Annotated in this window: 20 protein-coding genes; 10 read left to right on the forward strand and 10 right to left on the reverse strand. The window is 73.7% G+C overall.

The features are described from left to right. Positions 1–6: 6 nt before the first annotated feature. Complete coding sequence (locus tag FXF50_RS07075) at positions 7–966, reverse strand: ATP-binding cassette domain-containing protein (RefSeq protein ID WP_148426420.1); 960 nt, start codon at positions 964–966, stop codon at positions 7–9. A gap of 118 nt (positions 967–1,084) precedes the next feature. Further along, positions 1,085–1,684, reverse strand: coding sequence for a PadR family transcriptional regulator (locus tag FXF50_RS07080; RefSeq protein ID WP_148426645.1), 600 nt, complete (start codon positions 1,682–1,684; stop codon positions 1,085–1,087). Between the two features lie 131 nt (positions 1,685–1,815). Here FXF50_RS07080 and FXF50_RS07085 point away from each other — a divergent pair, with 131 nt between their 5' ends. Together FXF50_RS07085 and FXF50_RS07090 are read left to right on the forward strand one after the other, a co-directional pair. Continuing rightward, positions 1,816–3,567, forward strand: coding sequence for a biotin carboxylase N-terminal domain-containing protein (locus FXF50_RS07085; RefSeq protein ID WP_148426421.1), 1,752 nt, complete (start codon positions 1,816–1,818; stop codon positions 3,565–3,567). 81 nt (positions 3,568–3,648) lie between these two features. After that, the gene (locus FXF50_RS07090; RefSeq protein ID WP_148426422.1) at positions 3,649–5,088 is read left to right on the forward strand and encodes a GuaB1 family IMP dehydrogenase-related protein; all 1,440 of its coding nucleotides are present in this window, start codon (positions 3,649–3,651) and stop codon (positions 5,086–5,088) included. A 36-nt stretch (positions 5,089–5,124) separates the two neighbouring features. On the opposite strand, the gene FXF50_RS07095 is transcribed toward FXF50_RS07090, so the two are convergent. After that, positions 5,125–5,673 carry a TetR/AcrR family transcriptional regulator gene (locus FXF50_RS07095; protein ID WP_148426423.1) on the reverse strand — a complete coding sequence of 183 codons (549 nt, stop codon included), beginning with the start codon at positions 5,671–5,673 and terminating at the stop codon, positions 5,125–5,127. A gap of 88 nt (positions 5,674–5,761) precedes the next feature. Here FXF50_RS07095 and FXF50_RS07100 point away from each other — a divergent pair, with 88 nt between their 5' ends. The 4 genes from FXF50_RS07100 (at position 5,762) to FXF50_RS07115 (ending at position 10,700) form a co-directional block, all read left to right on the forward strand. Then, positions 5,762–6,202 carry a DoxX family membrane protein gene (locus FXF50_RS07100; RefSeq protein WP_148426424.1) on the forward strand — a complete coding sequence of 147 codons (441 nt, stop codon included), beginning with the start codon at positions 5,762–5,764 and terminating at the stop codon, positions 6,200–6,202. Positions 6,203–6,257: 55 nt separating this feature from the next. Next, positions 6,258–6,779, forward strand: a complete 522-nt coding sequence (locus tag FXF50_RS07105; RefSeq protein WP_148426646.1) for a MarR family winged helix-turn-helix transcriptional regulator — start codon at positions 6,258–6,260, stop codon at positions 6,777–6,779. Continuing rightward, positions 6,773–8,506, forward strand: coding sequence for an ABC transporter ATP-binding protein (locus FXF50_RS07110; protein ID WP_148426425.1), 1,734 nt, complete (start codon positions 6,773–6,775; stop codon positions 8,504–8,506). The genes FXF50_RS07105 and FXF50_RS07110 overlap by 7 nt, the downstream gene beginning before the upstream one ends. A gap of 76 nt (positions 8,507–8,582) precedes the next feature. Further along, positions 8,583–10,700 (forward strand): ABC transporter ATP-binding protein, encoded by a 2,118-nt coding sequence (locus FXF50_RS07115; RefSeq protein ID WP_148426426.1) that lies wholly within the window; start codon positions 8,583–8,585, stop codon positions 10,698–10,700. Between the two features lie 46 nt (positions 10,701–10,746). On the opposite strand, the gene thrS is transcribed toward FXF50_RS07115, so the two are convergent. Then, positions 10,747–11,964 (reverse strand): threonine--tRNA ligase, encoded by a 1,218-nt coding sequence (thrS, locus tag FXF50_RS07120; RefSeq protein ID WP_148426427.1) that lies wholly within the window; start codon positions 11,962–11,964, stop codon positions 10,747–10,749. A gap of 523 nt (positions 11,965–12,487) precedes the next feature. Between thrS and FXF50_RS07125 the strand changes: the two genes are divergently transcribed. Together FXF50_RS07125 and FXF50_RS07130 are read left to right on the forward strand one after the other, a co-directional pair. Next, positions 12,488–13,120 (forward strand): DedA family protein, encoded by a 633-nt coding sequence (locus FXF50_RS07125; protein WP_148426428.1) that lies wholly within the window; start codon positions 12,488–12,490, stop codon positions 13,118–13,120. Between the two features lie 86 nt (positions 13,121–13,206). Continuing rightward, a complete protein-coding gene (locus tag FXF50_RS07130; RefSeq protein WP_148426429.1) occupies positions 13,207–13,875 on the forward strand; it encodes a DUF998 domain-containing protein in 669 nt (222 codons plus the stop codon). Here the strand turns inward: FXF50_RS07130 and FXF50_RS07135 are convergent. Next, entirely contained in the window at positions 13,853–15,256 is a 1,404-nt protein-coding gene (locus FXF50_RS07135; protein ID WP_148426430.1) for an NAD(P)H-quinone dehydrogenase, read from the reverse strand. The two genes, FXF50_RS07130 and FXF50_RS07135, sit on opposite strands and share 23 nt — an antisense overlap. Before the next feature lie 165 nt (positions 15,257–15,421). On the opposite strand from FXF50_RS07135, the gene FXF50_RS07140 reads away from it, so the two are divergent. Beyond that, a complete protein-coding gene (locus FXF50_RS07140; RefSeq protein WP_148426431.1) occupies positions 15,422–15,877 on the forward strand; it encodes a gamma-glutamylcyclotransferase in 456 nt (151 codons plus the stop codon). A gap of 72 nt (positions 15,878–15,949) precedes the next feature. Here FXF50_RS07140 and FXF50_RS07145 read toward each other — a convergent pair whose 3' ends face one another. From FXF50_RS07145 to FXF50_RS07160, 4 genes are read right to left on the reverse strand one after another with little or no spacing between them, the layout of a single operon-like run. Then, positions 15,950–16,912: a GNAT family N-acetyltransferase gene (locus FXF50_RS07145; protein WP_148426432.1), complete on the reverse strand. Its 963-nt coding sequence runs from the start codon at positions 16,910–16,912 to the stop codon at positions 15,950–15,952. Positions 16,913–16,954: 42 nt separating this feature from the next. After that, entirely contained in the window at positions 16,955–17,695 is a 741-nt protein-coding gene (locus tag FXF50_RS07150) for a hypothetical protein (RefSeq protein WP_148426433.1), read from the reverse strand. Positions 17,696–17,738: 43 nt separating this feature from the next. Next, positions 17,739–18,680, reverse strand: a complete 942-nt coding sequence (locus FXF50_RS07155; protein WP_148426434.1) for a hypothetical protein — start codon at positions 18,678–18,680, stop codon at positions 17,739–17,741. A 7-nt stretch (positions 18,681–18,687) separates the two neighbouring features. Continuing rightward, on the reverse strand, positions 18,688–19,317 hold the full coding sequence (locus FXF50_RS07160; protein WP_148426435.1) for an MBL fold metallo-hydrolase: 630 nt from the start codon (positions 19,315–19,317) through the stop codon (positions 18,688–18,690). Between the two features lie 122 nt (positions 19,318–19,439). On the opposite strand from FXF50_RS07160, the gene FXF50_RS07165 reads away from it, so the two are divergent. After that, on the forward strand, positions 19,440–20,408 hold the full coding sequence (locus FXF50_RS07165; protein WP_187399561.1) for a DUF4349 domain-containing protein: 969 nt from the start codon (positions 19,440–19,442) through the stop codon (positions 20,406–20,408). Here the strand turns inward: FXF50_RS07165 and FXF50_RS07170 are convergent. Next, positions 20,365–21,624 carry an amidohydrolase gene (locus FXF50_RS07170; protein ID WP_148426436.1) on the reverse strand — a complete coding sequence of 420 codons (1,260 nt, stop codon included), beginning with the start codon at positions 21,622–21,624 and terminating at the stop codon, positions 20,365–20,367. The two genes, FXF50_RS07165 and FXF50_RS07170, sit on opposite strands and share 44 nt — an antisense overlap. Positions 21,625–21,812 lie beyond the last annotated feature (188 nt).

Genomic DNA, 21,812 nt, shown 5'->3' on the forward strand with positions numbered 1-21,812 from the left:
CGATGTTCAGGACTCGCGCAGCGAGCGGCCGGTCTTGGTGAGGAAGACGTCGTCGAGGCTGGGACGGTGCAACTCGATCGAGCGCAGCTCCAGCCCGGCGTGGTCGAGGCGGCGCAGCACCTGCGGGATGGCGGTGGCGCCCTCCTCGACGTAGAGCCGCAGGCCACCCTCGTCGACGGTCTCCAGCTTGCCGACGTACGCCTCGGTGTCGAGCAGTTCGGCGGCCTTCGGCGTGGTGGCGGCGTCGAGGCCGACCAGCACGACCTCGCCGGAGATCTCGCGCTTCAGCTCGGCCGGGGTGCCCTCCGCGACCACCTCGCCGTGGTCCATGATCGCGATCCGGTCGCAGAGCGCGTCGGCCTCGTCGAGGTAGTGCGTGGTGATGAAGACGGTCATCCCCTCGGTGCGCAGCCGGCGGATCTCGTCCCACATGTGGGCCCGGCTCTGCGGGTCGAGGCCCGTGGTCGGCTCGTCCAGGAAGACGATCTTCGGTTCGTGGATGATGCCGAGCGCGATCTCGACGCGGCGGCGCTGGCCACCGGAGTAGGTCTTGCACTTGCGGTCCGCGTACTCGCTGAGCTGGAAGGCGTCCAGGGCGCGGGCGGCGCGGCGGTGCGCCTCGGCCTTGGAGATGCCGTAGAGCCGGGCGTGCAGCACCAGTTCCTCGCGGGCGGTGGACTCGTCCCAGGTGCTGCCGCCCTGGGCCACGTAGCCGATCCGCCGGCGCACCTCGGCCGGGTCCTTGCGCAGGTCGGCCCCGGCGATGGTGGCCTCGCCGCCGTCCGGCTCGATGAGGGTGGCGAGCATCCGCAGGGTGGTGGTCTTGCCGGCGCCGTTGGGGCCGAGGAAGCCGAAGATCTCCCCCTCGGCCACCTCGAGGTTGACGCCGCGGACCGCGTCCACGGTCTTCGTCTCGCGACCCGCGCGGGAGCGGAACGACTTCCGCAGCCCCCTGGTCTCGATCATGTCTGCTCCTGGTCCTCCGGGCCGGACGCGCCCGGCCGTCGATGGTCCGCGAGGACGCACGGCTCCCCCACGGCTCGCGCCGAGACTAACGCGATATAGCTCTTGTGGTCAACGTTGATTATTCCGCGTCCGGGGCACCGTCCCGCCAGCCCGACCACCCCTCGGCCTGCTCCAGCCCAGCAGGCAGGTACGACACTCCGGACTCGATCCGCTCGGCGATCCGCTCGCACCAGGCCATCTCCGCCTCGGCTCGGGCCAGCCAGAGTTCGAACATCCAGCCGACGTGCACGGGCTTGCGGTTGCGCACCCAGTCCGAGTCCAGCGAGGCGCGCATCGACTCGACGCCGGCCCGCAGGAGGTTCGCCCGGTTGCGCAGGGCCGCCGCCGCCTCGTCGCGCGGCATGGCGGGCAGGAACGAGAAGGCCGCCACGAACGGGTCCGGCGGCTCGTTGAGCTGCCACCACTGCGCCCGCAGCAGGGTCTCGAACTCCTCCTCGCCCTTCGCCGTCACCTCGTATGTGGTGCGGGCCGGGCGGGCGCCGACCTGCTCGACGGAGACCGTCCGGAGCAGCCCCTCGTCGGTGAGCTTGCGCAGCGCGTGGTAGATCGAACCGGGCTGCACGTTGGCCCACTTGTCCGCGCTCCAACTCAGCAGCTCACGGCGCACGTCGTAGCCGTGCACCGGCTGCATCCACCTGACCAGGCCCAGAATCATCATCCGCGTTGCCGACACCGGGCAAGCGTAATAGCCAAATTTGACTAAGGTGCGGCATCCCACACTGAGCGATCGTTAGGGCCGAATCCCCGGCCGATACACTCCCGGCAACGACCTCGGGAGGAGCCACCAAGGTGCGCAAGGTACTCATCGCCAACCGCGGCGAGATCGCCGTCCGCGTCATCCGCGCCTGCCGCGACGCCGGCCTGGCGAGCGTCGCCGTCTACGCGGACTCCGACCGGGACGCCCTGCACGCCACCCTCGCCGACGAGGCGTACGCCCTGGGTGGCGACACCGCGGCCGACAGCTACCTGCGGATCGACAAGCTGATCGACGTGGCCGCGCGGGCCGGCGCCGACGCGGTGCACCCCGGCTACGGCTTCCTCTCCGAGAACGCCGACTTCGCCCAGGCCGTCATCGACGCCGGGCTCACCTGGATCGGCCCCACCCCGCAGGCCATCCGCGACCTGGGCGACAAGGTGACCGCCCGGCACATCGCCCAGCGGGCCGGCGCGCCCCTGGTCCCCGGCACGCCGGACCCGGTCGGAAACGCCGACGAGGTGATGGCCTTCGCCGTCGACCACGGGCTGCCGGTCGCCATCAAGGCGGCGTTCGGCGGCGGCGGGCGCGGCCTCAAGGTGGCCCGCACCATGGAGGAGATCCCGCACCTGTTCGAGTCGGCCACCCGCGAGGCGGTCGCGGCGTTCGGCCGGGGCGAGTGCTTCGTCGAGCGCTACCTGGACAAGCCGCGCCACGTCGAGGCGCAGGTCCTGGCCGACCAGCACGGCAACGTCATCGTGGTGGGCACCCGGGACTGCTCGCTCCAGCGCCGGCACCAGAAGCTGGTCGAGGAGGCCCCGGCGCCGTTCCTCACCGAGGCCCAGCGCCAGCAGATCCACGACAGTGCCAAGGCGATCTGCCGGGAGGCCGGCTACCACGGCGCCGGCACGGTGGAGTACCTGGTCGGCGCGGACGGCACCATCTCCTTCCTGGAGGTCAACACCCGGCTCCAGGTCGAGCACCCGGTGACCGAGGAGACCTCCGGCATCGACCTGGTCCGCGAGCAGTTCCGCATCGCCGACGGCGAGAAGCTGCGGTTCACCGAGGACCCGACCCCGCGCGGGCACTCGATCGAGTTCCGGATCAACGGCGAGGACCCGGGCCGCAACTTCCTGCCCGCCCCCGGCACCATCACGGCGCTGCGGCTGCCCAGCGGGCCGGGCGTGCGGGTGGACACGGGCGTCGCGGCCGGCGACGTGATCGGCGGCAACTTCGACTCGCTGCTGGCCAAGGTGATCATCAGCGGTGAGACCCGCACCGAGGCGCTGGAGCGGGCCCGCCGCGCGCTGGACGAGATGGTCGTCGAGGGCATGGCCACGGCGCTGCCCTTCCACCGCCTGGTGGTCCGCGACGAGGCGTTCACCGCCGAGCCGTTCACCGTGCACACCCGGTGGATCGAGACCGAGTGGGACAACACCGTCCCGGCCTTCACCGCCGCCGCCGGCGCCGCCGAGGGCCCGGCCGAGCGCGAGACCGTCGTGGTCGAGGTGGGCGGCAAGCGGCTGGAGGTCACCCTCCCGGCCGGCCTCGGCGCGGGTACGGCGGCAGCCGCGCCCGCCGCGAAGAAGCCGGCCCGCCGGGGCGGCGGCGCCAAGGCCGGCGCGGCGGCCGGCGGCGACACGCTCGCCTCGCCCATGCAGGGCACCATCGTCAAGATCGCCGTAGCCGACGGGGACACCGTCGCCGAGGGCGACCTCGTGGTGGTCCTGGAGGCCATGAAGATGGAGCAGCCCCTGCACGCCCACAAGGCCGGCACGGTGAGCGGCCTGTCGGCCGAGGTCGGTGCCGTGATCACGGCCGGCGCCGCGATCTGCACCATCTCCTGACGTCCGCGGCGGTCCCGCCGGCCGGGGTGGTTTGGGCCACCAGCGGCGGCGGGACCGGCCGCGAGCGGGAATGATGGCCGGGTGCGGTTCCTTCATGGCGCGGTTCCCGCGCACGACCTGACCTACAACGACGTCTTCATGGCGCCCAACCGCTCCGAGGTGGGCTCCCGGCTCGACGTCGACCTGGCCACGGCCGACGGCACGGGCACCACGATCCCGCTGGTGGTGTCGAACATGACCGCGGTCGCCGGCCGCCGGATGGCCGAGACGGTGGCCCGGCGCGGCGCCATCGCGGTGATCCCGCAGGACATCCCCATCGAGGTGGTCGCGAACGTCGTCGCCTGGGTGAAGCAGCGGCACCTGGTGCACGACACGGCGATCACGCTCGGCCCCACCGACACCGTGGGCGACGCCATCCACCTGCTGCCGAAGCGGTCGCACGGCGCGGTGATCGTGGTGGACGAGGCCGGCCGCCCGCTCGGCGTGGTCACCGAGGCGGACACCGTCGGGGTGGACCGCTTCGCCCAGCTGCGGCACGTCATGTCGACGGAGCTGCACACCGTGCCGGCGGACGCGGACCCGCGTACCGGCTTCGACCGGCTGTCGGCGGGCCGGCGGCGGCTCGCCCCCGTGGTGGACGCCGAGGGGCGCCTGGTCGGGGTGCTGACCCGGTCGGGCGCGCTGCGCGCCACGCTCTACAAGCCGGCCGTGGACGACCGGGGCCGGCTGCGCGTCGCCGCCGCGGTGGGCATCAACGGAGACGTGACCGGCAAGGCGGCCGCCCTGCTGGAGGCCGGGGTGGACACCCTCGTGGTGGACACCGCGCACGGGCACCAGGAACGGATGATCTCGGCCCTGCGGGCGGTCCGCAAGCTCGACCCCGGGGTGCCGGTGGCGGCGGGCAACGTGGTCACGGCCGACGGCGTACGCGACCTGGTCGAGGCGGGCGCCGACATCATCAAGGTCGGTGTCGGGCCGGGCGCCATGTGCACCACCCGGATGATGACCGGCGTGGGCCGCCCGCAGTTCTCCGCGGTGCTCGACTGCGCCGCGGCGGCCCGCTCGCTCGGCCGGCACGTCTGGGCCGACGGCGGCGTACGCCACCCGCGGGACGTGGCGCTGGCGCTCGCGGCGGGCGCCTCGAACGTCATGATCGGCTCCTGGTTCGCCGGCACCTACGAGTCCCCCGGCGACCTCTACACCGACGCCGACGGCCGGCGCTACAAGGAGAGCTTCGGCATGGCCTCGGCCCGCGCGGTGAGCGCCCGCACCGCCGAGGACAGCGCCTTCGACCGGGCCCGGAAGGCGATCTTCGAGGAGGGCATCTCCTCGGCCCGGATGTACCTGGACCCGACCCGACCGGGTGTCGAGGACCTGATCGACGAGATCATTTCCGGAGTGCGCAGCGCGTTCACGTACGCGGGCGCCCGCAACCTGGAGGAGTTCCACGAGCAGGCCCTGGTCGGCGTACAGAGCACCGCCGGCTACACCGAGGGCATGCCCCTGCCGACGAGCTGGTGACCCCGCGGCCGGGTCCCGCGCCGAGGGGCCCGGCCGTCAGGAAAAGAGCCGGCTGATCACGGTGCGGGCGGCGGCCTCCGGGTCGGGGCCGACCCGGGGCGGCAGCGCGCCCGAGAGCCAGAGCGTCGCGAAGCCGTGCACGATCGACCACGCCGCCAGCGCGTCGACGTCCGGCCCCCGGCCGGTGCGCCGGGCCACGCCGGTGCGCAGCAGTTCCCCGGCACGAGTCCGGGCGGCCACCACCTCGGGATCGTCGGCCCGGTAGAGGTCGGGGCGGAACATCACCTCGAAGTGGGCCCGGTGCCGGACCGCGAACCCCACGTACGCCACCCCGGTGTCGACCAGGTCGTCGCCAGCGTTCGCCAGCGCCTCGGCCAGGAGCGTGAACCCCTGGGCGGCGAGCGCGGTGAGCAGCCCCGCCTTGTCGCCGAAGTGGTGGGCGGGGGCGGCGTGCGAGACGCCGGCCCGGCGGGCCAGGTCGCGGAGGCTCAGCGCGGCCGGGCCGGACTCGGCCATCACCTCCACCGCCGCGTCGAGCAGGGCACGGCGGAGGTCGCCGTGGTGGTACGCGCGGGACCGGGTCATGCGCACCACTCTAACTTGCCATTGACAAGATAACCCTCCGCGGCGCAATCTTGTCATCGACAAGTTGATTCCCTCGGGAGGCGTACCCATGGCACCTCTGATCGCCCTCGTCGCCGGCACCACGGCGGCCCGGCTCGCCGGCCTGCTCGGCGTCGACGCCCTCGACGGCTGGCACCCCGCCCTGCGGATCGGCCTGGCCCTGATGTTCCTGCTGACCGCCTCGGCCCACTTCCTGTCCCGCCGCGCCGACCTGATCGCCATGGTGCCGCCGGGGCTGCCCCGGGCGGACCTGCTGGTCACGCTGACCGGGGTGCTCGAACTGCTCGGCGCGCTCGGGCTGCTCCTGCCGGCCACCGCCCGGGCGGCCGCCGCCGGCCTGGCGCTGCTCATGCTGGCCATGTTTCCGGCCAACGTCTCGGCCGCGCGTCGCGGGCTCACCCTCGCCGGCCGCCCGGTCACCCCGGTCGGCGTCCGGACGGTCCTCCAGGTCGTCTTCGTCGCCGCCGCCCTCGCGGTGGCGTTCGGCTGACCGCGAAAATAGTTTGGGACCTTACCGTTCGGGGGCTAACGTAAGGCCCGTGAACATGGGACCGCTCGTCCGCTTCCCCGACGCGCTCCAGCAGGCGCCGCTCGGCCGGCTCATCTCCATCGCGGGGCACGTCGTCGAGCAGCACTGGGGCCGCTACCTCGCCGAACACCACGGGCTCACCTCCGCCGGCATGCGGGTGCTGCTCGTCCTGCTGCGGGCCGGCGACAGCACCCACCGCGAGATGGCGGAGCGGTGCTTCGTCCGGCCCGCCACCCTCACCGGCATCGTCGACACCCTGGAGCGCGACGGCTTCGTCGCCCGCCGCCGGGACCCCGGCGACCGGCGCAGCGTCCAGCTCAGCCTCACCGACAAGGGCCGGGAGCACGCGCTCGCCATCATCGACCTCATCCACAGCAACCGGCCGCTCACCTCGGTCGACGCGGACCCCGCGAAGCAGGCGGTCATCCGCGAGTTCCTCACGGAAATCATCACGAGCATGTCCGACGGGGACCTTCGCCGGTTGAACCCGGACAGCGAGTCCGACACCGAGAACCCATCGGGGAGCCGTCCGTGCTGATCCGCCTGCTCCGTACCCACCTGCGCCCGTACCGGCGGTTGCTGGCCGCGGTGGTGGCCTTCCAGTTCGTCGGCACGATGGCCTCGCTCTACCTGCCGAGCCTCAACGCCGACATCATCGACCGCGGCGTGGCCGTCGGCGACACCGACCAGATCCTGCGTACGGGCGGCGTGATGCTGCTCGTCAGCCTGCTCCAGATCGCCTGCTCGATCGTCGCCGTCTACCTGGGCGCGAAGACCGCCATGGGCTTCGGCCGGGACGTGCGGGCCGGGATCTTCGCGCACGTCAACCGCTTCTCCGCCCGCGAGGTGGCCCGGTTCGGGGCGCCCTCGCTGATCACCCGGAACACCAACGACGTGCAGCAGGTGCAGATGCTCGTGCTCATGAGCTGCACGATGCTGGTCGCCGCGCCGATCATGAGTGTCGGCGGCGTGGTCATGGCGCTCCAGGAGGACGTGGGGCTCTCCTGGCTCATGCTGGTCTGCGTGCCGGTCCTGGCGGTCGCGCTGGGCCTCATCACCCGGCGGATGGTCCCGGGCTTCCGGCTCATGCAGACCCGGATCGACACGGTCAACCGGGTGCTGCGCGAGCAGATCAGCGGCATCCGGGTGGTCCGGGCCTTCGTCCGCGAGCCCTACGAGACCGAGCGGTTCCGGGTGGCGAACACGGACCTGACCGCCACCGCGCTGCGGATCGGCCGGCTCCAGGCGCTGATCTTCCCGGTGGTGATGCTGGTGCTCAACGTCTCCAGCGTCGCGGTGCTCTGGTTCGGCGCGGAGCGGGTCGACTCCGGCCAGATCCAGGTCGGCGCGCTCACCGCCTTCCTGCAATACCTGATGCAGATCCTGATGGCGGTCATGATGGCCACCTTCATGCTCATGATGGTGCCGCGCGCGGCCGTCTGCTCCGAACGGATCGTCGAGGTGCTGGACACCGAGTCGTCGGTGGTGCCGCCGGTCGAGCCGATGATCGCGATGACCCGGCGTGCGGAGCTGGAGTTCCGCCGCGTCTCCTTCCAGTACCCGGGAGCGAGCGCGCCGGTGCTGCACGACATCTCGTTCCGGGCCAGCCCCGGCCGGACCACGGCGATCATCGGGTCCACCGGCGCCGGCAAGACCACCCTGCTCACCCTGATCCCCCGGCTGGTGGACCCGACCGCCGGCGCCGTGCTGGTCGACGGGGTGGACGTGCGGCTGCTGGAACAGGACGAGGTGTGGCGCCGGATCGGCCTGGTGCCGCAGCGGCCGTACCTGTTCAGCGGCACCGTCGCCAGCAACCTCCGGTACGGCAACCCGGACGCGACCGACGCCGAACTCTGGGCGGCCCTGGAGATCGCCCAGGCCCGGGACTTCGTCGCGGAGATGCCGGGCGGGCTGGACGCGCCGATCGCGCAGGGCGGCACGAACGTCTCCGGCGGCCAGCGGCAACGGCTCGCCATCGCCCGCGCGCTGGTCCGCCAACCGGAGATCTACCTCTTCGACGACTCCTTCTCCGCGCTCGACCTCGGCACGGACGCCCGGCTGCGGGCCGCGCTGAAACCGGTCACCGCGGACGCGGTGGTGGTGATCGTGGCCCAACGGGTCTCCACGATCGTCGACGCCGATCAGATCATCGTGCTCGAGGACGGGGGCGTCGTCGGGATGGGACGACACGAGGACCTGCTGGTGGCCTGCCCGACGTACGCCGAGATCGTGGCGTCCCAGCAGACGGCGGAGGTGACGGCATGAGCGAGCGCAGCGAGCGAACCAGGCAGCTCAGTCGCCGCGGGGGTCGTGACGGCGCCGAGCGAAGCGAGGTGACGGCATGACCGCCGTACCCGGACAGAAGCCGGCGCCGGACGCGAAGGCCGACGGGCAGGCGCCGCAGCGGCTGCCGGCGGCGGCCGCCGCACGGCGCGGCGGCGGAGGGCCGCCGTGGATGGGCGCCGCCATGCCGGCGGAGAAGTCGATGAACTTCGGGCCGTCCGCCCGCCGGCTGCTCGGCCGCCTCCGGCCGCACCGGTTCTCCCTGACCGCGATCATCACCCTGGCGGTGGCGAGCGTCGGGGCGAGCGTGATCGGCCCGAAGATCCTCGGGCACGCCACCGACATCATCTTCGCCGGGGTGATCGGCCGGCAGATCCCCGCCGGCACCACCCCGGAGCAGGCGGTCGCCGCGGCCCGGGCCGCCGGCAACGACAACTTCGCCGACATGCTGGCCCGGATGGACGTGGTGCCCGGGGCGGGCATCGACTTCACGGCGCTGGGCCGCACCCTCACCCTGGCGCTCGCGCTGTACCTGGGCGCCAGCCTGCTGATGTGGTGGCAGGGCTGGCTGCTCAACGGGGTGGTGCAGCGCACCGTGCTGCGGCTGCGCGCCGAGGTGGAGGAGAAGCTCAACCGGCTGCCGCTGCCCTACTTCGACAAGCAGCCCCGGGGTGAGCTGCTCAGCCGGGTCACCAACGACATCGACAACATCTCGCAGACCCTGTCGCAGACGCTCAGCCAACTGCTCAGCGCGCTGCTCACCGTGGTCGGCGTGCTGGCCATGATGTTCTGGATCTCGCCGCTGCTGGCCCTGGTCGCCCTCGTGGCGGTGCCGCTGTCGGTGGTCGTCACCCAGCAGATCGCCAAGCGGTCGCAGCGCCGGTTCATGGCCCAGTGGCGGCACACGGGCGAGCTGAACGGCCTCATCGAGGAGACCTACACCGGCCACGAACTGGTCAAGGTCTTCGGCCGGCAGCGCGAGGCGCAGGCCGCCTTCGCGGCCAAGAACGAGGAACTGTTCCAAGCCAGCTTCGGCGCCCAGTTCATCTCCGGGATCATCATGCCGGCCATGATGTTCGTGGGGAACCTCAGCTACGTCGCCATCGCCGTGGTCGGCGGGCTGCGGGTGGCCTCGGGCACGATGAGCCTCGGCGACGTGCAGGCGTTCATCCAGTACTCGCGGCAGTTCACGCAGCCGCTGACCCAGATCGCCTCGATGGCCAACCTGCTCCAGTCCGGGGTGGCCTCGGCCGAGCGGGTCTTCGAGGTCCTCGACGCCGAGGAGCAGGTCGCGGACCGGCCCGCGCCCCCGAAGGTCACCGGCCGGGTGGAGTTCGACCACGTCTCGTTCCGCTACGACCCGGACAAGCCACTGATCGACGACCTCTCGCTGGTGGCCGAGCCCGGGCACACGGTGGCCATCGTCGGCCCGACCGGCGCCGGCAAGACCACCCTGGTCAACCTGATCATGCGGTTCTACGAGCTGGACGCCGGCCGGATCACCCTCGACGGGGTGGACATCAGGTCGATGAAGCGGGCCGAGCTGCGCGGCCGGATCGGCATGGTGCTCCAGGACACCTGGCTCTTCGGCGGCACCATCCGGGACAACATCGCGTACGGGCGGCCGACCGCCACCGAGGAGGAGATCCTGGCCGCGGCCCGCGCCACCTTCGTGGACCGGTTCGTGCGCAGCCTCCCCGACGGCTACGACACCGTGATCGACGAGGAGGGGAGCAACGTCAGCGCCGGCGAGAAGCAGCTCATCACCATCGCCCGGGCGTTCCTCGCCGAGCCGTCGCTGCTGATCCTCGACGAGGCCACCAGCTCGGTCGACACCCGCACCGAGGTGCTGCTCCAGCGAGCCATGGCGGCGCTGCGCAGCGACCGGACCAGCTTCGTCATCGCGCACCGGCTCTCCACCATCCGCGACGCCGACCTGATCCTCATGATGGACCAGGGCCGGATCGTCGAGCAGGGCACGCACGACGAGCTGGTCGCGGCGAACGGCCCGTACGCCGAGCTCTACCGGTCGCAGTTCACCGGCGCCGCCGTCGACGAGGAGGCCGCCGCGCCGCTGCCGGCCGGCGGTCCGCCCGGGAGGCCGGGCGGACCGCCGGGAGGCCCCGCCGGCGGACCGCCGCCCGGGAAGCCGGCGGCCGCGCCGGCCGGACGCTGACATGGACGCCACGAGCGGCGACCCGGGCGGAGCGGCGCGCCGCAGGTCAGGCCGGCGGAAGCAGGTCGGCGGAACGGGCGGCCACCACGGCGCCGACCAGCCCCAGCGCGTCGGCCGCCGGCATCGGGTCGAGCCCGCGCCCGTCGCGCAGGCGCAGGGCGACCGACCCGTCGGCGGCCTCCCGGTGGCCGATCACCCCGGCGTACGGGACCTTCCGGCGGGCCGCGTCGCGGATCCGGGCGCCCAGCGAGCCGGCCAGGTCGACCTCGGCCCGCAGCCCGGCCGCCTCGGCCCGGCGGGCCAGCGCCACGGCCGCGTCGGCCTGGCCGTCGTCCACCGGGAGCAGCACCAGCTGCACCGGGGCGTACCAGGCCGGGAAGGCGCCGGCGTGCACCTCGATGAGGTACGCGAAGAGCCGCTCCATGCTGCCCACCAGGCTCCGGTGCACCATGACCGGCCGCTTCCGGCGCCCGTCCGCGTCGGTGTACGACAGGTCGAACCGCTCCGGCTTGTCGAAGTCGAGCTGGACGGTGGAGATGGTCGACTCCCGGCCGGCCGCGTCCACGATCTGGATGTCGATCTTCGGGCCGTAGAAGGCGGCCTCGCCCGGGCCCTCGTGGTAATCCACCCCGTCGAGCGCGGCGCGGAGCAGCTCCTCGGCCCGCGCCCAGTCGGCGTCGTCGCCGACGTACCTCTCCCCCGGCCCGCGCAGCGACAGCCGGAACCCGGCCGGCCGGACGCCGAGCGCCGCGTGCGCCTCGCGGATCAGCCGGAGGATCTCGCGTACCTCGTCGCCGACCTGCTCCAGCGCGCAGAAGTTGTGCGCGTCGTTCAGCGAGATGGCGCGGACCCGGGACAGGCCGCCGACCACCCCGGAGCGCTCCGCCCGGTACATCGCGCCGATCTCGGCGACCCGCAGCGGCAGCTCCCGGTAGGAGCGGCCGCGGGCGCGGAACACCAGCGCGTGGTGCGGGCAGAGCGCGGGGCGCAGCACGAACTCGTCGTCGGCGCTCAGCCGCATGGGCGGGAACATGTCGTCGGCGAAGTAGCCGAGGTGACCGGAGAGCTCGAACAGCTCCCGTTTGCCCAGCGGCGGCGAGTACACGTGCCGGTAGCCGGCCCGGCGCTCCAACTCCCGCACGTACTCCTCGACGGCGTGGCGGGCGGCGGCGCCGGCCGGCAGCCAGATCGGCAGCCCGGCGCCCGCGAGGGGGTCCGAGACGAACAGCTCCAGGTCCCGGCCGAGCCTGCGGTGGTCGATCATGTCGCTCTCCTAGATCGGGTACGACCCGGAGGCGAGCTGACCCGGAACGCCGCGAGGCCCCGGAGCGGATCGCCCCGGGGCCTCGTTGACGGAAACGTCAGTGCGGCGCGCCGGGGATACCCGGCGTCGTGGTCACCACCGCGCTGCGCATGCGGCGACGGTACGCGCGGCGGCGCGGCTGGTGCACCTGGATTTCGCGACGCGCCCGGCGGCGGTGCGATGGGGGCGGGTCGCCGGCACGGGACCTGCCGGCGACCCGCGGCGGCCCGTCCGTCGGGAACGGGGGACCCGACGCCTCCGGAGCCGCGCGCCGACAACGGTACGCCGCCGATCGTCGATCCGCCGCCCGCCCCCGCGACCGGCGGCACCTTCGCGGCTCGTCACATTCGGCGGCGCTGCCTCGTTGAACATCGGTGGCCTGCCGGTGTCGCCGGTCACCGCCGGACAGGGCCGCTCACGGTGAGGCGGGACACGCCGTCAGGCTCGGTGCGGTCGAACGGGGAACTCCGGCGAGGTGGCGGTCGTGGCCGAACTCATCTCTGACGTCGCGTCGCCCACGTGGGCGTACGCGGTGTTGCTCACCCTGCTGGTCGCCGACGCCTTCGTGCCGGTGGTGCCGACCCAGGTCGTCATGATCACCAGCGGTGCACTGACCGTCTACGGCGGGCTCAACCTGCCGCTGACCATCGCGGTCGGCGCGCTCGGCGTCTTCGCCGGCGACCTCGCCTGCTACGTGCTGGGCCGCACCGCGCCCACCCGCCGCGAGCCGCGACACGCGACGCCGGGGCGGGCCCGCCGGGCCGCCGCCCGGGTCACCCGTGGCCTGCGCGAACCCGGGCCACTGGTGATCCTGCTCTGCCGGTTCGTGCCCGGCGGCCGGATGGCGGCCTGCTTCTCGGCCGGGCGCAGCCGCTACCCGTACCGCCTCTTCGTCCTGTACGAGGCCGCCGCGGCCGCCTGCTGGGCCACGTACGGGACGCTCGTCGGCCACCTCGGCGGCGCCGCGCTGACCGAGTCGGCGTGGCGGCTGCTGCTGATCGGCGGCACGGCGGCGGCCGGGTTCGCGGCGGCGGGCTGGGCCATGACGGCGATCAGCGCCCGCCATACCCGGCCGGAGGCCGAGGCAACGGCCGAGGAACCGACGATCGCCTCCTGAAGCGCGGCCTGTAGGGGGCGACCCCGGGATCGAAGTGGGTGGTGGTCCCCGATCCGTTTCGGGCGGTTCCGGCGACAGGCTGAGGCATGCCTGGAACCCGGAACAGCGGCCTGCTGGCCCTCGGCGGGATCGCCCTGGCGGCGGTGCTCGCCGTCCTCGGTCACCTCGAGGTGAGCGACGACCTGAATCCCTGGTCGCTGACCGTCAGCGACTTCGCCGTCTCGGACCGGGGCGGCGTCATCGACACGGCCATGGCGGTGCTGGCGGCGGCCACCGTCGTACTCCTGCCGGCGCTGCGCCGGGCCGGCGCGGGCCGGCTCGCGGGGACGCTGCTGGTGGCCTGGTCCGCGGGCCTGCTGGCCGCCGCGGTGGTGCCCACCAACGAGCCGGGGCTCCCCATGGACACCGCCGCCTACCTGCACCGGTACGCCTCGGTGGTGGCCTTCCTGGCCCTGCCGGTCGCCGGCTGGCTGCTCGCCCGGCCGCTCGGCGGGCGGGCCGCCGGCTGGCTGCGCGGGCTCGCCCTGACCAGCGTGCTGCTGGCCGCGGTGATGGTCTGGTCGGCCTATCCGGGCGACCGGCTGCTGATCGGCCTCGCCGAACGCGTGCTCATCCTCGCCGAGGTCGCCCTGCTCGCGGTGGTCGCGGCCACGCTGGCCGGGCATCGCGTCGGCGGCGTGGCGGTGCCCCGGGGATGGGAATACCGCCAGCTCGCCGACGTGTCGCGCGAGGTCACTCCAGCTCGTGGAGCATGAGCTGGCGGGCGGCCTCGGTGATCGAACCGGACAGGCTCGGGTAGATGGTGATGGTCTGGGCCAGCTCGTTCACGGTGAGGTTGTTCTCCACCGCCATGGTGATCGGCAGGATCAGCTCGCTGGCCTTCGGCGCCACGACCACGCCGCCGATCACCTGCCCGCTGGCGGGCCGGCAGAAGAGCTTCACGAAGCCGTCGGCCAGGTCGTCCATCTTCGCGCGGGCGTTGCCGGAGAGCGGCAGCATCACCTGGCGGGCCGGGACCTTGCCGGCGTCCACCTCGTCCTGCGAGACGCCGACGGTGGCCAGTTCCGGGTCGGTGAAGACGTTCGCCGCGACGGTACGCAGCCGCAGCGGCCGGACGGCCTCGCCGAGCGCGTGCCACATGGCGATCCGGCCCTGCATGGCGGCCACGCTGGCCAGCGGCAGCACCCCGGTGCAGTCGCCGGCCGCGTAGATGCCGGGGACGTTGGTCCGGGAGACCCGGTCCACCGTGACGTAGCCGCCCCGGGCCAGCTCGACGCCGTACTCGGCGAGGCCCAGGTCGGCGGTGTTGGGGATCGAGCCGACCGCGATCAGCGCGTGGGAGCCGGCGACCACCCGGCCGTCGGAGAGCACCACCTCGACGCCGTCGCCGATCCGGCGGACCGCCTCGGCGCGGGAGTTGTTGAGGATGGTCATGCCCCGGTTGCGGAACACCCGCTCGATGGCCGAGGCGGCGTCGGCGTCCTCGTGCGGCATGACCCGGTCGCGGCTGGAGACCAGGGTGACCTCGACCCCCATGGCCAGGTACGCGCTGGCGAACTCGGCGCCGGTCACACCGGAGCCGACCACGATCAGGTGCTCGGGCAGCTCCGGCAGGTCGTACACCTGGCGCCAGGTGAGGATGCGCTCGCCGTCGGGCAGGGCGGTGGGGAGCTGGCGCGGGGTGGCGCCGGTGGCGATCAGCACGGTGGTGGCGGCGATCGAGTACTCCTCGCCCCCGTCGGCCGGCGCGACGATCACCCGGTGGGTGTGACCGAGGGTGTCCTCGCCGAGCCGGGCGGTGCCGGCGACGAACTCGACCCCGGCCTTGATCAGCTTGGCGTGGATGTCAGCGGACTGGGCCAGGGCGAGCCGCTTGACCCGCTCGTGCACCGCCGGGGCGTCGACGGTGACCGCCTCCAGCCCGTCGGAGTGCACGCCGAACTCCTCGGTGTCCCGGTAGCCGGTGACCACCTCCGAGCTGGCGATGAAGGTCTTCGAGGGCACACAGTCGGAGAGGACGCAGGCGCCGCCGGCCCCCTCGGCCTCGACCACGGTGACATCGGCGTCCAGCTGGGCGGCGACGAGCGCCGCCTCGTACCCGGCCGGCCCCCCGCCGATGATCACGATCTGGCTCACAGGGCCATCCTTTCGTTCGCGACTGCGGGGCTCCGCTCCGCCGCACTCCTCGCGCTCACCGCGCTCGCCCCCCACCCATGCTCACAGTGACTTTCTTCTCCCCGTCGCGTCCGACACGCACCGTCGTATTCTCCCCCACCCGTCGGCCGGGCTATCGTCATCGCCGTGCGTCTTTACGCCGCTTACGGCTCGAACCTGGACCCCGCTCGCATGCGCGCCTACTGCCCGCATTCGCCGATGGTGGGCACCGGCTGGCTGGCGGGGTGGCGGCTCACCTTCGCGGGCGAGGACGTCATCGGCTGGGAGGGCTCGGTCAGCACGGTCGTCGAGTCGCCGGGCGACCAGGTCTTCGTGGCGCTCTACGACATCCACCCGTACGACGCGGCCCAGCTCGACGAGATCGAGGGTGTGACCTCGGGGACCTACCGCAAGCTGACCGTCCGCGTCTCGACGCTGGACGGGGACGTGACCGCCTGGGTCTACGTGTTCGACGGATACGAGGGCGGCCTGCCGACGTCGTGGTATCTGTCGGAGATCGCGAACGCGGCGGAGAAGGCGGGCGCGCCGGACGACTACGTCACCGATCTGCGGTCCCGCCCCACCGGCACCGCGTCCGCGTAGCGCGTCTCCCACGTCTCCAGTCTGCTCCGGCCGGTCCCCCGGCCGGGCGTCGACCCCGCGGCGGGTCGCGTATCACACACCCGTGGCGGGGACGCTCCGCTCGTACATGTCGGTCCAGCGCGCGTCGGCCAGCCCGACGGAGCGGTAGAGGGTGACCGGGGCGGTCGGGTTGGCCAGGTCGACGCCGAGACCGGCGCTGGTCCGGCCCTTGGCGGCGTAGCCGGCGAAGGCCCGGCGCAGCAACGCCGCCCCCACCCCGCGCCGCCGGTACGCGGGCAGCACGGACAGCGTCCGGACCCAGCCCATGTCCTGGTCGAGGGCCTGGTCGGAGGACTGGAGGGCGCCGGCCGGCTCGCCGTCGACCTCGGCCACGTACCACTCGTCCCAGACCTTGCCCGAGGAGGGAAGCGCCTCGCGCCACTGGGCGAAGTCGACCGGCTCGTAGTCGGGGGTGTCCCGGAACGCGGTGTCGAAGATCCGGTGGAACAGCCGCAGGTCGGCCTCGTCGTCGGCGCGCAGCGGCCGCACGGTCACCCCGGCCGGGGGCGCCGGCTCGGCGGGCAGGTCGGCCAGCGATCGGGTCATCCGGATGTACCGCTTGATCCGGGTGAACCCCGCCTCGACCAGTTCCTCCGCCCAGCGGGTCTCCGGGGCGAAGACGGCGGTCCGGGCGGTGAGGGCGGGCAGGCCGCGTTCGGCGGCCCGCTCGGCGACCCGGTCGAGCAGCCGGGCCAGCAGCGGGGCGCGCAGGTCGGCCCCCCGGTCGGGGTCGACGTAGACCTCGACGAACTCCCGGCCGACCCCGGTGGGGTTGCTCAGGATGGACCAGGCCACGGCGGTGCCGTCCGGGTCGGTGACCAGCCACGAGTCGCGGGCCATGTCGACGAAGGGCGCGGTCAGGGCGTCGCGCACGTCTTCGGCGTCGAAGTCGGGGTAGCCGACCGCGAAGGTGTCGGCGGCGTGCACCACCGCCAGGATGGCGGGCACGTCGTCGAGGGTGGGGCGGCGGGCCGTCCAACCGGCGGGAATCGTCACGCGGCAGATATTGGCAGCCGCCCCGGCGACCGCGCTTCCCATTTATCGGCCGCGGAGGCGCAGCCGCGCGACGGTGAGCAGGTGGAGCAGTTCCGCGCCCTCGCCGGGGCCGAGGACCCGGAACGCCGGGGAGACCAGCCGGTCGGTCACCGCCTCGGCCCAGAGCCGCCGCCGCACCAGCGGGCCCACCGGCGGGTACGGCGGCGGCCAGCCGCACGCGGCGGCCCCGGCGTCCCCCTCCGGCCCGGCCAGCACCGCCTCCAGCGGGGTCATCCCGGAGGCCCGCACCGCCAGCAGGTACGCCCCGGCGAAGTGCTCGCGGAGCAGCAGCAGCGCGACGGCCGCCCGGGCGCCCGGCGCGGGGTCGTCGACCCGCATGGCCCGCCAGGCGGCGAAGAGCGGCATCCCGCTGCCGTCCGCCGCGTCGACCGCCCGGCGCAGCAGCGCGGCGAGCCGGGACGTCTCCGGTGCGTCACCCAGGTTGGCCGCGCCCCACCGGCAGCACTCGGCCAGGTTGGCGCCCGCCACGTCCAGCGGCGGGACGGTCCGCACGGCGGCGTCCCAGCCGTCGGCGACCGCCTCCGGTGCGATGAAACCGAGCGCGGCGGCGACCGTCTCGGCGCGGACGTCGCCGAGCGCCCCGGCCCGGCCGGTGATGTAGAAGGCCCAGCCGGAGATGCCGAGCAGCCGGGCCCGGCGCAGCGTCGACGGGCAGCGGGAGAACGCCTCCCCGAGCTCCAGCACCAGCGGCTTGCTGGCGGCGGCGACCTGCTCCGGGGTCATCGGCGGCACCTCACCGTCCGTCCACCGTGGTCATCCATCACGGTCAGTCTGCCCCGTGACCACCCTCCGCGGCATCCCCCTCTTCGGCGTCCAGCGCCTCCAACGCGGCCTCGACCTCGCCGGTCCGCCGGCGCGCCGCGGTGAGCGATCGCTCCGCGCCCCGGCGGGCCAGCTTGGCCCGGCTCAGCTCCTGCTCGGCGACCGCCCGGCGGCGCTCGAGTTCGGCCAGCTCGGTCTCGATCCGGTCCAGCGTCGCCCCGCCGTCGCGTTCGGCGTCGGCGGCCTCGGCCAGCTCCGCCTCGGCCCGCTCCTGCTCCTCGCGGGCCTTCGCCAGCTCGCGTTCCACGGCCCGGCGGCGCTTCGCCCGCTCGGCCCTCGCCGCCCGCTCGGCGGCCCGCTCGTCGCGCGTCCGCCGGGCCTCGGCGCGCTCGGCCGCCCGGTCCGGTACGGCGGGTTCCTCCTCCCCACCCCCGGTGACCAGCCGCAGCTGCGGCCTGGGCACCTCGCCGAACCCGGCGTAGTGGGTGGCCCGGAGCAGCCGGCCGGCGCGTACCTGCTCGGCGACCTCGGTGTCGGAGAGCGCCGCGTTCAGCGTCGCCTCCACCTCACCGAGCGGCAGCTTCCCGACCGGCGGGGCGCCCGGTTCGGCGGTGGCGAGCTTGCGTACCTCGGCGACCAGCGCGCCCACGACGGCCCGGCGCTGCGCGGACAGCTCGCGGAGCCGGCCGCCGCGCAGCTCGCGCTGGGCGGAGCGGAGCGACTCGGCGAGCTGCGCCAGGTCGGCGACCAGCTCCGGGCGGCGGATGGCGAGGAGGTTGACCAGCCAGGCGGCGACGGTTGGCCGGCGCAGCTTGCCGATCTCCCGGGCGCCCCTGGGGTCGCCGGCCCGGCGTGCCTCGGCGACGGCGGCGTCCCGGGCCGCGACGAACCGGTCCGGCGGCGTCGCGTAGAGCCGCTGGACCAGGTCGGGGGGTGGACCGGCCACTGCGGGGTCAGGCGTCGATCCGGGTGCCCGGTTCCAGCCGCCGGTACTCGGTCTTCGACAGCGCGGTGTACTGGCGGTCGAGCACGCCGAAGCCCCGGTCGTTGAGCAGCCCGTCGTGCAGCGCGAAGGCCCGCCGCGGGGCGACCGCCCGGATGAAGTCGACGACCTCGGAGAACTTCGACCAGGGGGCGTGGATCGGGGCGAAGAGCGTGTCCACCTGGATGTCGTCGGGGACGACAAATGAGTCGCCCGGGTGGTAGACGACGTCGTTGAACACGTAGCCCAGGTTCTGGATGACCGGAATGTCCGGGTGGATGACGGCGTGCTGGCCGCCGTACGCGCGCACCGCCACGCCCGCCGCGGTGAACGACTCGCCCGGCGCGACCACGGTCAGCGCCTCGGCCGCGTCGCCGAGGGCGCCGGCGAGCGAGGCGGGACCGTTCACGGAGATCGGCCGCCGGTCCAGCGCCCGGGTCAGCGCCTCGACGTTCACGTGGTCCGGATGCTCGTGGGTGATGAGCACCGCGTCCACCCCGTCCAGCGCCTCGGGTTCGCTGTATACACCGGGGTCCACGACCAGCACTCCGCCGTCGTGCTCCAGCCGGACGCAGGAGTGGGTGTACTTGGTGACCTGCATCGTGACTCCTCGATTATCGAATCGTGACGTCCTCAGCGCAGTCTGCCGGAACCGGCGCGGTGTCGCGTCGCGTCCGACGTATCGGTCCCGTGGCGGGGCCTTCGGAGGATCGGAGCGGGGACATGAGGATACGGGACAGCCGGCGCCGGGGCGGGGCGCTCGCGGCGGCCGGGCTGCTGGTGGTGTTGGGCGTCGGGGCCTGCAGCGCGGGCGGCGACTCGGGCGGCGACAACGCGGGTTCGGCCGCCCAGCCGCAGGCGGTGGCGGGTGGGGCGGCGGACCGGGACCAGGCCGCGCCGGAGAAGGCGCAGTCCGGTGCGGGGGGCGCGGACCTGCGGGTCGACCAGCGGGCGATCATCTACACCGGAACGCTCCAGGTGCGGGTGGACGACGTGGAGCGGGCGGCACGCGAGGCGAGCACGGCGGTGACGGCGGCGGGCGGTTTCATCGGCGGCGACCAGCGCAACAGCGACTCCGCGGACGCCCGGGCCGAGCTGGTCCTGCGGGTGCCGGCGGACCGGTTCGCGAGCGTGCTGGAGGCACTGGCGAAGCTCGGCAGGCAGGAGCGGCGCGAGGTACGGACCGAGGACGTGACCGAGGAGACCGTCGACCTGGACGCCCGGATCGCCACCCAGCGCGCCCGGGTGGACAGCGCCCGCCGGCTGCTGGCCCGGGCCACCTCGATCACCGACCTGGTCACGCTGGAGAACGAGGTGGGCCGCCGGGAGGCGGACCTGGCCTCGCTGGAGGCGAAGAAGCGCCGGCTCGCCGACCTGACGGCGCTCTCCACCGTCACGGTGACCTTCGTCGGCCCCGAGGCCGCGGCCACCGAGGACGAGGAGGACCTCGGCTTCCTGACCGGGCTGCGGGGCGGCTGGTCGGCCTTCCTGGGCTCGCTGCGGGTGGCGCTCACCGTGCTGGGCGCGGTGCTGCCGTTCGCGCTGGCGATCGGCGTGCCGGTGGCGCTCGTGGTGGCCCTGGCGCGTCGCCGCGGGCGCCGTACGCCGCCGGCCGGTCCGGCGCTGCCGGAGCCGGCGGGTCCGGTGCCTAGCGGGCCGCCGCCAGTGCCCGCAGCGCGGTCTGGACCATGAGGCGTACGCCCACCGGGATGGCGCGCTCGTCCACGTCGAACGAGGCCCGGTGCAGGTCCACGTTGGGCCCGTTCCGGCCGACGCCGAGGCGGGCGAGCGCGCCGGGCACGTGCTCCAGGTACCAGGAGAAGTCCTCGCCGCCCATGCTCTGCGGGGTCTCGGCGATGCCCTCCGGGCCGAGCGCGGCCGCGGTGGCGGCGGTGAGCACGCCGATGGCCCGGGCGTCGTTGGTGACCGGCGGCCGGCCGCGCAGGTATTCGAGGTCGACGGTGGCGCCGGTGGGGGCGAGGACGTCCCGCACCACCTGAGCCACGATCTTCGGGGCCTGGTCCCAGGTGTCCCGGTCCATCACCCGCAGGGTGCCGGCGGCGCAGGCCTCGGAGGGGATGACGTTGTAGCGGGTGCCGGCCGAGGCGTGGCCGAACACCAGCAGCAGCCCGCTGTTGGCCGGCACCCGGCGGCTGACCAGGGTCGGCACCTCGGTGACCAGCCGGCCGAGCGCGTCGACCAGGTCGACGGTCAGGTGCGGGCGGGCCGTGTGCCCGCCGGGGCCGGTGAGCCGCACGGTGACGTTGTCGGCGGCGGCGGTGATCGGGCCGACCCGCAGGCCGACCTTGCCGACCGGCAGGTTCGGGTCGCAGTGCACGGCGAAGATCTGCACCACGTCGTCCAGGCCGCCGGCCTCGATGACCTCCAGCGAGCCGCAGGGCAGGATCTCCTCGGCGGGCTGGAAGATCAGGCGCACCCGGCCGTCGAGCTGGCCGAGGTCGGCGAGCTGGGCGAGCAGCATGCCCACGCCGAGCATCACGCTCGTGTGCACGTCGTGCCCGCAGGCGTGGCAGACGCCGTCGACCGTGGACCGGTACGGCACGTCCTTCGGGTCGCTGAGCGGCAGCGCGTCGATGTCGGCGCGGAGCGCGATCACCGGGCCGTCCGGGCGCCCGTCGATGTCGCAGATGACCCCGTTGCCCTTCGGCAGCAGGCGCGGGCTCAGGCCGGCGAGGGAGAGCTCCCGGTGGACCAGGGCGGCCGTCTCGAACTCCTCGCCCGACAGCTCCGGGTGGGAGTGGATGTGACGGCGGGTCGCGATGAGGCCGGGTACCCGAAGCGCGAGCAGATGGTCGAGCTCGAACGGCAGGGGTTGGGACCCGGTCGGCGCCTCCGGCCAGGACGATGCCAGCGGGCTGCCCGACGGCAGCGTCAACGCACTCGTCACGTCGAATTCTCGATCACTAGAGATGGATGGATCATCGGGGAGAACAGCAGACAGCCTAGACCTCCGGCGGTGACGCTGCGCAACATCTTTCGCGTAGCGGTCGGACCGCGCAGCGTCACGAATGCCCTGGTGGGAGGGCCCGAATATCTGCGGGACAGCAGGTAGATCGCGGTCGAACGCCGTCATCT

The organism is Micromonospora sp. AP08, assembly GCF_008085935.1.
Lineage (GTDB): Bacteria > Actinomycetota > Actinomycetes > Mycobacteriales > Micromonosporaceae > Micromonospora > Micromonospora chersina.

What these genes read in the sequence shown, in the direction of transcription:
- FXF50_RS07095 (WP_148426423.1), bottom strand. Translation starts at nt 5,673, where the DNA reads ATGACCCGGTCCCGCGCGTACCACCACGGCGACCTCCGCCGTGCCCTG.
- FXF50_RS07160 (WP_148426435.1), bottom strand. Translation starts at nt 19,317, where the DNA reads ATGCAGGTCACCAAGTACACCCACTCCTGCGTCCGGCTGGAGCACGAC.
- FXF50_RS07130 (WP_148426429.1), top strand. Translation starts at nt 13,207, where the DNA reads ATGCCTGGAACCCGGAACAGCGGCCTGCTGGCCCTCGGCGGGATCGCC.
- FXF50_RS07150 (WP_148426433.1), bottom strand. Translation starts at nt 17,695, where the DNA reads ATGACCCCGGAGCAGGTCGCCGCCGCCAGCAAGCCGCTGGTGCTGGAG.
- thrS (WP_148426427.1), bottom strand. Translation starts at nt 11,964, where the DNA reads ATGATCGACCACCGCAGGCTCGGCCGGGACCTGGAGCTGTTCGTCTCG.
- FXF50_RS07165 (WP_187399561.1), top strand. Translation starts at nt 19,440, where the DNA reads ATGAGGATACGGGACAGCCGGCGCCGGGGCGGGGCGCTCGCGGCGGCC.
- FXF50_RS07115 (WP_148426426.1), top strand. Translation starts at nt 8,583, where the DNA reads ATGACCGCCGTACCCGGACAGAAGCCGGCGCCGGACGCGAAGGCCGAC.
- FXF50_RS07100 (WP_148426424.1), top strand. Translation starts at nt 5,762, where the DNA reads ATGGCACCTCTGATCGCCCTCGTCGCCGGCACCACGGCGGCCCGGCTC.
- FXF50_RS07080 (WP_148426645.1), bottom strand. Translation starts at nt 1,684, where the DNA reads ATGATGATTCTGGGCCTGGTCAGGTGGATGCAGCCGGTGCACGGCTAC.
- FXF50_RS07105 (WP_148426646.1), top strand. Translation starts at nt 6,258, where the DNA reads ATGGGACCGCTCGTCCGCTTCCCCGACGCGCTCCAGCAGGCGCCGCTC.
- FXF50_RS07075 (WP_148426420.1), bottom strand. Translation starts at nt 966, where the DNA reads ATGATCGAGACCAGGGGGCTGCGGAAGTCGTTCCGCTCCCGCGCGGGT.